General features: G+C 30.5%; 11 protein-coding genes and 1 pseudogene. All 12 read right to left on the reverse strand.

Features of this window, described 5'->3' with window-relative positions; translation table 11 throughout:
- Positions 1-27 precede the first annotated feature (27 nt).
- The gene (locus ES044_RS13885) at positions 28-750 is read right to left on the reverse strand and encodes a diphthine--ammonia ligase (protein WP_147187297.1); all 723 of its coding nucleotides are present in this window, start codon (positions 748-750) and stop codon (positions 28-30) included.
- 285 nt (positions 751-1,035) lie between these two features.
- Positions 1,036-2,388 (reverse strand): 30S ribosomal protein S12 methylthiotransferase RimO, encoded by a 1,353-nt coding sequence (gene rimO, locus ES044_RS13890; protein WP_147187300.1) that lies wholly within the window; start codon positions 2,386-2,388, stop codon positions 1,036-1,038.
- 125 nt (positions 2,389-2,513) lie between these two features.
- Entirely contained in the window at positions 2,514-4,154 is a 1,641-nt protein-coding gene (locus tag ES044_RS13895; protein WP_147187302.1) for an amidase family protein, read from the reverse strand.
- Between the two features lie 618 nt (positions 4,155-4,772).
- Complete coding sequence (locus ES044_RS13900; protein ID WP_147120554.1) at positions 4,773-5,030, reverse strand: response regulator; 258 nt, start codon at positions 5,028-5,030, stop codon at positions 4,773-4,775.
- A complete protein-coding gene (locus tag ES044_RS13905; RefSeq protein ID WP_189663338.1) occupies positions 5,024-5,545 on the reverse strand; it encodes a sensor histidine kinase in 522 nt (173 codons plus the stop codon). The genes ES044_RS13900 and ES044_RS13905 overlap by 7 nt, the downstream gene beginning before the upstream one ends.
- Positions 5,546-5,593: 48 nt before the next feature.
- Complete coding sequence (locus ES044_RS19385; protein WP_147120558.1) at positions 5,594-5,728, reverse strand: histidine kinase dimerization/phospho-acceptor domain-containing protein; 135 nt, start codon at positions 5,726-5,728, stop codon at positions 5,594-5,596.
- Positions 5,710-5,844, reverse strand: a complete 135-nt coding sequence (locus tag ES044_RS19275; RefSeq protein ID WP_262712583.1) for a hypothetical protein — start codon at positions 5,842-5,844, stop codon at positions 5,710-5,712. The genes ES044_RS19385 and ES044_RS19275 overlap by 19 nt, the downstream gene beginning before the upstream one ends.
- 6 nt (positions 5,845-5,850) lie before the next feature.
- Positions 5,851-6,207 carry a PAS domain S-box protein gene (locus ES044_RS13915; protein WP_147187303.1) on the reverse strand — a complete coding sequence of 119 codons (357 nt, stop codon included), beginning with the start codon at positions 6,205-6,207 and terminating at the stop codon, positions 5,851-5,853.
- Entirely contained in the window at positions 6,179-6,646 is a 468-nt protein-coding gene (locus tag ES044_RS18610) for a PAS domain-containing protein (protein ID WP_190311498.1), read from the reverse strand. Before ES044_RS18610 ends, ES044_RS13915 begins: the two co-directional genes overlap by 29 nt.
- Positions 6,647-6,927: 281 nt before the next feature.
- Positions 6,928-7,095, reverse strand: a complete 168-nt coding sequence (locus ES044_RS18615) for a hypothetical protein (protein ID WP_189663336.1) — start codon at positions 7,093-7,095, stop codon at positions 6,928-6,930.
- A 918-nt stretch (positions 7,096-8,013) separates the two neighbouring features.
- Positions 8,014-9,195: a response regulator gene (locus ES044_RS13925; protein ID WP_262713732.1), complete on the reverse strand. Its 1,182-nt coding sequence runs from the start codon at positions 9,193-9,195 to the stop codon at positions 8,014-8,016.
- Positions 9,193-9,513, reverse strand: a pseudogene (locus ES044_RS19280) (PAS domain S-box protein); the annotation flags it as partial. The pseudogene ES044_RS19280 and the gene ES044_RS13925, both read right to left, overlap by 3 nt.
- Positions 9,514-9,646: the final 133 nt, after the last annotated feature.

Here is a 9,646-nt window from a genome sequence, read left to right on the forward strand (position 1 = left end):
CTTGTAAATATTTAAAAAAATAATTATTTAAACCAAATCGCAATACCAAAAGCTGTTGTCGTGATTTGGTTTTTCTTTTGTGGCTTGATGACTAGTATCCTCTTCATGATCTTGTAAAGTATACGAGCGAAGTACCTTCTCACCTATCTTAAAATCAATTGGATTTTTGAAAATAGGTCCATCAAAAACAAACGTATGGAATTCGCCATTTTCTCCGCAAACATCAACATTTTCAGGTAAATCTTTTATAAACTGCGCGTCAATAACTCTACCAACAAATTCTTCTCCTAGTACTTTAGCATTTACACAAACTGTAATTGCCTTGAATCCTAAATCTAAAAACTCTTGTAAAATTTCTTTTGTATCTCTTTTCCAAAGAGGGTAAACGCCTGTAATATTTACTTCTGCTAATTTTATATCTCTATATGCTTTTAAATCCTCCAAAAAAATATCGCCAAAAATTACGTGAGAATATCCTTTTGCTACCAAAGAATCCATCGCTTCTTTCATGATTTCTGCATAAGAATCCATCGTTACATCTGCCGGAAACTCGATAGTCTTTAAAGTGATTCCTATAGATTTAGCTTGTTTCAATAATAAATCGTTTCGAAGACCGTGCATAGAAACTCTATCAAAATCTTTGTTGATTGTTGTGACTAATACATCTAAATCATACGTCGGATCTTGTAAAATTTTGTAAAGCGCTAATGCTGAATCCTTGCCTGAACTCCAATTAAAATAAGTTTTCATAAAAGTTACAATTTATTTGAAGCGAATGTAAATTATAAATTCCGGAAAAATCAAAATGCTTTGTAAAAATTAGACCTAACAGGTTTTAAAAACCTGCCAGATTTTTTCCTGAATATTTTTTTCCTGCAAGGTCTTCTTTTGAGCTTGTAGGTTTAAAAGAAACTATTTTAATTAAAAATACCTACAAGGTTTTGGTTACGAAATAAATTCGGCAAAAGAACCTTGTAGAATATTATTAGATGCTGAAATAAATTCAGCCTAGAGGCTTTCAAAAAATATAAAACACTAATTTTTCTTTTGATTTAAAGAGGTAGGTTTTTCTTGCTTTTTAACGGGAGTTCCGTATAAATCATAATCGCCAGCTTCATGAATTTTAATATCAATAAACTCACCTATTTTTACATAATGTTCTCTAGCATCTACCAAAACATCGTTATCTACATCTGGTGAATCAGATTCTGTTCTTCCATAAAAATATTCGCCATCTTTTCTATCAAACAAACATCTAAAAGTTTTTCCTATTTTTTGTTGATTCAATTCCCAAGAAATTTGCGATTGCACTTCCATAATTTCATTTACCCGCTGAAACTTTACATCTGCCGGAACATCGTCTTCTAAAACATACGCACCCGTATTTTCTTCGTGAGAATATTCAAAAGCACCTAAACGCTCAAAACGCATTTCTTCTACCCAATCTTTTAATTCTTGAAACATTGCTTCCGTTTCTCCTGGATACCCAACAATTAAAGTTGTTCTAATTGCCATTTTAGGAACCGCTTCTCTAAACTTATGAATTAACGCCGTGGTTTTCTCATGCGTTGTTCCACGTTTCATCGATTTTAACAACTCGGTGTTAATGTGTTGCAACGGAATATCTAAATAATTACACACTTTAGGCTCGCGTTTCATCACGTCTAAAACATCCATCGGAAAACCTGTAGGAAAAGCGTAATGCATTCTAATCCATTCAATTCCGTCTACTTTTGCCAATGCTTCTAACAATTGTGCCAAAGCTCTTTTTTTGTAAATATCTAATCCGTAATACGTTAAATCTTGCGCAATTAGCATGACTTCTTTAATTCCTTTTTCGGCTAATTTAGTTGCTTCTGTAATGATATCTTCTATGGGTGTTGATCTGTGTTTTCCGCGCATTAACGGAATTGCACAAAATGAACAAGGTCTATCACAGCCTTCTGCAATTTTTAAATAAGCATAATGTTTTGGAGTAGTTGTTAAACGCTCTCCAATTAACTCGTGCTTATAATCTGCTTCTAAAACCTTTAATAAATTGGGTAAATCATGTGTACCAAAATACTGATCTACATTCGGAATTTCTTTTTCTAAATCTGGTTTATAACGTTCGCTTAAACAACCAGAAACAAAAACCTTATCAATTTCGCCAGCTTCTTTTCGTTTTGCGTAATGCAAAATAGTATCTATAGATTCTTCCTTTGCTTTGCCAATAAAGCCACAGGTATTAATTACAACAATATTGCCATCATCATCAGGATCTTCATGAACCACATTTTTACCATTTGCTTTTAACTGCCCCATTAAAACTTCACTATCGTAAATGTTTTTTGAGCACCCTAAAGTAACAACGTTAATCTTATTTTTTTTGATGGTTTTTGTACGCATATTTGTAGCTTTTCGCCTATTGCAATTTGCTTTTGGCAGTATATATTCTAATAACTTTAGTTTTGATTCTCTAAAAACTAAAACGAATGCAAAAATAGTTCTTTTTAAATGAATTTAATTTCTTTCTATTGATAGTTTTTAGGCATCTTTCTAACCTTTGTTAATTGCTCAAAAGCATACCCAATTTCTAATAATTTTCTTTCAGAAAAAGGAAGACCAATAAACGTTAAACTTACGGGCTCACCAGATGTTTTGTATCCCATAGGAACTGTTAATGTTGGATATAAAGCTACCGCTGCAATACCAGAATGATAGTTATTAATAGACAAAATAGCATCTAGATTTTGCTCTTGTAAAGACTGTAAAAATCTCTTTCCTTCGCTATTTAAGTTCTTTTTTATCACTTCTAATTCTTCTAAAGTCGTTGAATCTTTTACAATGCCTTCAAATAATTGTTGCCCGTAAGGTGCTTTTAAAAGTGAATCTTTTTTATTAAACGCAACAACATCTTTTACATTTTTTACAAGAATAGATTTTTCTGCATTTTCTGATAAATATACAGGTAAATCATGTTTCATATCCATATTTAAAAGCGTTATAAAACCGTTAAATGAAATTTCTGGCGGAGTTAATTCTACAACTTCAACGCCTGCTTTTTTTAATTTATCGACCGAAAAAGCATAAATAGAGTCTGATAGTAATGATTTTAAAACACCTACCTTTTTGTCTTTTAAATCGTTTTTGAATCCATTTTTATAATAATCTTCCTTAATTTCTTTAGAAGCAGTGTCTTTTTTATCAAAACCCAACATCGCATTCATAAAAATTGCATTATCAATTACGTTTTTTGTCATGGGCCCAGGAGTATCTAAAGTTGATGAAATGGGCACAATACCTGTTCTACTTAAAACACTTATTGTTGGTTTTAACCCTACTACAGAATTCTGACTTGATGGCGATGTAATAGACCCAGAGGTTTCGGTGCCTACCGCAGCTACCGCAAAATTAGAAGCAACGGCAACCCCGCTTCCTGCTGAACTTCCGCCAGTTTCAAAAACACCTCTTCCGTACGGATTTAAAGTTTGGCCGCCAATTGCAGAATATCCTAAAGGACACCCCGAACAGAAAAAATAAGCCCATTCACTTAAATTAACCTTTCCTAAAATAATAGCGCCATTTTCTTTTAATTTTGATACAATAAAAGCATCACTTTCTGTAAAGTTTCTTTGTAAAACTGCAGCGCCTGCAGTTGTTGGGTTTTCTTTTGTGTTGATATTATCTTTTAATAAAATTGGCATTCCAAACATAGAAAATTCAGAAATATTCTCTTTTTGTTGATCTTTTTCTCGAGCTTCTTTTAAAACATTCGGATTTAAAGCAATAATACTATTTAAAGACAGCGTAGAATCGCTCTCAAACTTTCTAATTCGATATAAATAAAACAATGTTAATTTTTCGTAAGATAAAGCACCCTCTTGAACGCTTTTTTGAAGTGAAGGTATATTTTGTTCTAAAACTAATGGTTTTAACTCTTGGTACTCTTTTTCTGAAAAGTACGCTAAATCATCAACAAATGGTTTAAAAACTGTGTTCATATCTATATATTTAGACTGCATCAGTTTAAATTGCATTCTGTTACTTTCGTGATTTTGCTGTTCTTTAAGTTTGGTTGTTTCATCGTACCTTTTAAAAATAACGGGAGATTCTCTTTGCTGACAACTGTAAGCAAATGCGGCAAAAATGACTAAAAAAAGTATTTTTTTCATGAAGTTCTGTTTGATGGTCAAATATAGTATTTTTAATGCTTTTATTTTAAACTGTTTGAAAACAATCGCTAGCCATCAAACAAAAAAAGTTGATTTTAAGAATTATTATTTAAACAATAAGACTAGTGTTTTTTTTTAAGAAACAAGATGAGAGTGTCAAGAAAAACACCCCCATAAGTTACCATGAAATTAGCTTGAGTATAATTGGCTAATAGAGGTAACAATTGAATGGCAACAAAACGATATTTTTTATACGAGCATCTACGGGTGTCCGTTAAAAAGACTTAAGACTGCTTCGCTATAAGACACAATCTGCGGGCAAGCAGGGAAACAAGACTTTCTCAACGAACTTTATCTGAGTGACGTGTAAACTACAAAAAGAACAGATTATAGTACAATTTTATTCATAATTAAAACGTCTAACTAAAATCTACACACAACAATTTATGCGTAATAATATGTATTTAAAATAGTTATTTGAAACTAAAGTATTTTTAGTAGACACCTGTAATGAGCGTCAAAAAATCAGTAATTTGTCTTTTAAGCTTTAACGTCATTTGATTTCCCTATCCAAGTATTAATTACTTGAATAAATTGTTCTTCATCAAAAGGTTTTGATTAATAATCGTTCATACCAGCTTTAAGACATCTTTCTTTTTCTCCTTTCATAACATTTGCAGTTAACGCTATAATCGGCAACTCTAACTTTAGTTCTTTCCGAATTATTTCTGATGCTTGATACCCATTTAATGTGGGCATTTGAACATCCATCAAAACCAAATCTATCTTGTTCCTTAAGTAATTTGCCGCTTCTTCGCCATTATTAGCTTCTGATACTACTACGTGATCATCTTTTAAAATAACTTGGGCTACCATTCTAATGATTCTATTATCATCAACAACAAGTATTTTTTTCCTTTTAAATCTTTAGAAGTAACAGCAATATACTTTTTTTTCTTTAGATTATAAGCCTTTCCTTTTTCCAAATAAAACATTACAGAAATGGTAGCTCCCTTATTTATTTCACTCATTACTAATGTTTTACCTCTCATATGATCTGCCAGAGTTTTGGTACTAGCCATCCCTAAACCTCTACCTTTGGCTTCATGTTCTTGCGTAAATTTTTTAAATATTTTCTGTATACATAATGCGTCCAAACCAATCCCTGTATCAGTAATTTTTATTTCTAAATACTGCGAATTATCATCTTCTTTCAAAACATGACAACTGACATCTACACTGCTTATTTCAGTGAATTTTATGGCGTTTGAAATTACGTTGAGTATTATCTGATTAATTCGATCTGGATCACCTATTAATACTGACGATAGTTTTGGGTCGCAACACCTATTTGTTAACTCAATTCCTTTTTCTCCTGCCTTATACTGCATCACTTTTAATACATTTTCAATAACTAATTTTGGTTGAAAAGCAATTTTTTAAAAAGACATTTTATGAGCCTCTAATTTAGAGAAATCAAGAATATCATTAACAATTACCAATAAATTTTCTGAAGTAGTTTCAATAATATTTAAATAATTTTGCTGTTCGTCGTTTAACTTGATTTTTGTAATTGGCGACTCATTCCTACAATTGCATTCATAGAGACTCTAATTTCATGGCTCATATTCGCCAAAAAAATATGTTTAGAACGTGCTAGTTTTTCGGTTACTTGTTTCGATTTGATCAACTCTTTTTACATCGGAATACGACTTGTAATATCGACCGCAGAACTAATTACATAAGGCTCTTCTCCTGACTCTTCCATTAAATAATTATGATACAACGTATAAACAACTTCACCTTGTTTGTTTAATATTCTTAAAGTTCCGCTTGTTACTTTGTTTGTAATAACAGTCTCTAAATAATTTTCTTTAAAAAGAGGTTTATCATCTTCAAGAAGAAAATCTGAAATAAAATAATCTATATATTCCGCATCAGAATAGCCACATACTTTTGCTGCCATCGGGTTTGATGTTAGAATTTTACCCTTTAAATTATGTGTGATAATAATGGCAAGACTGTTATTGATTAAAGCTATATATATTTTCACTTTCTTCTATTTGTTGAATTGCTTTCATTTTTGTGATATCTTCTTCAATAGCAAAAAAGTTGATTATTGTTCCGTTATTATCAAAAATAGGCTGGGCTTTAATGCGCAACCAATACCCTTGGCCTGCTTTTTTATAATTAAAAACTTCACAAACAAAAGGTTTAGAATTCTTAATTAGTTGCCTCATATAGGCTACTGTTTCTAAATTAGTTTCTTTTCCTTGTAAAAAAGATCCTGGTGCTTTGCCGTTTACTTCTTTTAAAGTATATCCTGTAATTCTTTCGAAACCTTTATGTACCCATTTTACTTTGCCACTAGCATCAGCAATAATAACTGCATTTATAGTTTCTTGAACAATAAGAGATATTTTTTCTAATTCTTGTTGATATGCGCTTTGTTTGGTAATTTCTCTGCCGTAAATATAAATATACTTATGCAATGCGATACAGACAGAAGAATATTCAATTTTATTGGCGCTTGCCTCGAAATTCCATTGTTTTTTATTCTTATCAATTTTAGCAGCAATATGTTTTAAAAAAAGTTCGATAGTATGTGTTTTACTTTTATATTTGATAGAATTAAGAGCAGTTGCTATTGGATTATTTTGTAGTAAATCTCTTTCAAAATTAATCCTAATATTAGGATCGAGACTTTGTTTAGAGAATAAAGAAATATCGTAGTATTCTTTATTTGCTATTTTTAATTCTTCGTTTTGCTTTTCTAATATTGATACGAGTTCTGTAAGCTCTCTATTTTTTTTTCAACAAACTGACTATCATAAGGGTTTAATAACAACGAATTATCTTTAGAAAAATCATTTTCTGCAACCTGGTCTAAAGCTTTAAGGGAAGGCGAACCTAAAAACAATATTTCTTCGGTATTCTGCATATACTCAAACTACCCCCGTAGCTTCACTTTTTTATCAATAGACAGTTCTATGAAAACTATTTGTTTTTCTAATATTATTAAATTATCAAAAGAATTTACAACTATTTGAGGACTTGATATTGAAAAAACTGATGGGTGTTTTGTGGTTTTTTAAAATTAATAATTTGTAAGTTTTTATTGATTAAAATATAAAACGGAAATAGTCTATTAATTAAAGATTTATTAAAGAAATAATGGACTGACATAGCGTAATATTTTTTGTAGAAATTTAATTTTTTAATAAAAAATTTACACCTTTTAAAAGCACTTTACATAGGCAATTTTCTTAAAAATAATTTTTCTAAAAAGAGCACTTTTATGCGGTTAAAAAAGTTATTTACTCAAAATAAACTATTTTAAAACATAAGCTTCTCCCCCCCTTAAAATAACGCTTGTAATCGGCTATTTTAAGTTTGAATAATAATGAGTTTTTTCAATGAGATTAAACTGAACAGACTCCCTAGAAAGGATAGTATAGGATAAAATAGATTCGGTATTTGAATTTAAAAAAATAAAACGGACTCTTATCGAAAAAATATCTCAACAAAAATATTTTTTTCCTTGTATCTATTGAGAAGTAAATAAAGCAAGTTAGTATAGGTTTTAAATCACACTTTATTTAAAGCTTTCAATCTTCAAAGTACAATAAGCAAAGTATTTTGTATAAAAGTAGATTTATTTTACGACTAATCTTGCCTATAAGAAGCTATAAAATAACTAGTCTAAACTTATTTTAGACCTACGAAACACCTAAAAATGAACACCAACTAATATTCATATCTGGTTACTTAAAATACAATGGAAGCTACCATTGTTTAAAGAGATTACTCAGTTAAAAGAAAGGTAGCTCGGCGCACTACATCGCTGACTAATAAAATCTTAAGAAATACAATAATTTGATTTCCCTATCCAGGTAGTAATAATTTGAAGAAATTGTTCTTCATCAAAAGGTTTTGATAAATAATCATTCATGCCGGCTTCAAGACACTTTGCTTTTTCTCCTTTCATCACATTTGCAGTTAACGCGATAATAGGAACCTCTAAATTTAGCTCTCCTCTAATTACTTCAGATGCTTTATAACCGTTTAATATGGGCATTTGAATATCCATCAACACCAAATCTGCTTTATGATTCTTTAAATAATTCACAGCTTCTTCACCATTACTCACTTCTGCAATAATTACATCGAAATCTTTTAAAATAACTTTTGCCACCATTCTGTTCATAATATTATCATCAACCACAAGTATTCTTTTACCTTTTAAGTTCGTAGCAGTAACAACTGTATTATCTTTTTTCTTCAAATCTATTTCTTGTCCTTTTTTTAGGGTGAACGAAATAGATATTGTCGTTCCTTCATTTATTTTACTTTCTACAGAAATATCGCCTTCCATATTATCTACTAGAGACTTGGTGATTGCCATCCCTAAACCTGTGCCGCCAAAATTTCTTCCTTTTGATTCATATTCTTGCGTAAATTTTTCGAATAACTTTTTTAAAAATAATGAATCCATACCGATACCTGTATCCGTTATTTTAAGCTCTAACACTTGCGAAAGATTGTTCTCTGTTAAAACATTACAGCAAATATCAACACTTCCTACTTCAGTGAATTTTATGGCGTTAGAAATTACATTTAGCAATATTTGATTAATCCGATGCGGATCTCCAATTAATACTGACGATAGTTGTCTATCACAATAACTATTGGTTAATTGAATTCCTTTTTCTTCTGCCTTGTACTGCATTACTTTTAATGCATTTTCTATAACCTGTCTGGGTTTAAAAGCAATTTTTTCAAAAGACAACTTATTGGCTTCTAGTTTAGATAAATCTAAAATATCATTAATAATAACCAACAGATTCTCAGATGCCGTTGAAATAATATTTAAATAACTATGTTGTTCATCATTTAAACTAGATTTCTGTAAATGACGGCTGATTCCTATAATGGCATTCATTGGGGTTCTAATTTCATGGCTCATATTTGCCAAAAAATTATGTTTAGAGCGCGCCAACTCTTCCGTAACTTTTTTAGATCTTATTAGCTCTTTCTCCATTAAGATACGCTTGGTAATATCTACCGCAGAGCTAATTACGTAAGGTTCTTTACCATCTTCTTCCATTAAATAGTTGTTGTACAACATATAAACAATCTTTCCTTGCTTGTTTAATATTCTTAAGGTACCTCTCGTTATTTTATTGGTTTTAATAGCATCTAAATAGTTTTCATTAAACAGCAATTTATCATCTTCAAAAAGGAAATCTGAAATAGAATGGTCTATATAATCAGATTTAGAATATCCATATATTTTTCCGGCCATCGTATTTGATGTTAAAATTTTACCTTCTAAATTATGTGTTATAATAATAGCAAGACTATTATCCTCAAGTTTCGCAGGTCACTACCCCTTGAAAACAAAGAGAAAAGGAATAAAAAAAGTAGCATTTTTATTCCTTTAAGTTTCTAAATTTCAGTACCTTAAAAGTGTAATTCCAATACGCTAAAAA

Source organism: Polaribacter sp. IC066 (genome assembly GCF_007997085.1).
Lineage (GTDB): Bacteria > Bacteroidota > Bacteroidia > Flavobacteriales > Flavobacteriaceae > Polaribacter.

Bases quoted from the DNA above. Each gene is read 5' to 3' on its own strand.
- ES044_RS13885 (WP_147187297.1), bottom strand. From the start codon at position 750: ATGAAAACTTATTTTAATTGGAGTTCAGGCAAGGATTCAGCATTAGCG.
- rimO (WP_147187300.1), bottom strand. From the start codon at position 2,388: ATGCGTACAAAAACCATCAAAAAAAATAAGATTAACGTTGTTACTTTA.
- ES044_RS13895 (WP_147187302.1), bottom strand. From the start codon at position 4,154: ATGAAAAAAATACTTTTTTTAGTCATTTTTGCCGCATTTGCTTACAGT.
- ES044_RS13900 (WP_147120554.1), bottom strand. From the start codon at position 5,030: ATGGTAGCCCAAGTTATTTTAAAAGATGATCACGTAGTAGTATCAGAA.
- ES044_RS13905 (WP_189663338.1), bottom strand. From the start codon at position 5,545: ATGCAGTATAAGGCAGGAGAAAAAGGAATTGAGTTAACAAATAGGTGT.
- ES044_RS18615 (WP_189663336.1), bottom strand. From the start codon at position 7,095: ATGCAGAATACCGAAGAAATATTGTTTTTAGGTTCGCCTTCCCTTAAA.
- ES044_RS13925 (WP_262713732.1), bottom strand. From the start codon at position 9,195: ATGGAGAAAGAGCTAATAAGATCTAAAAAAGTTACGGAAGAGTTGGCG.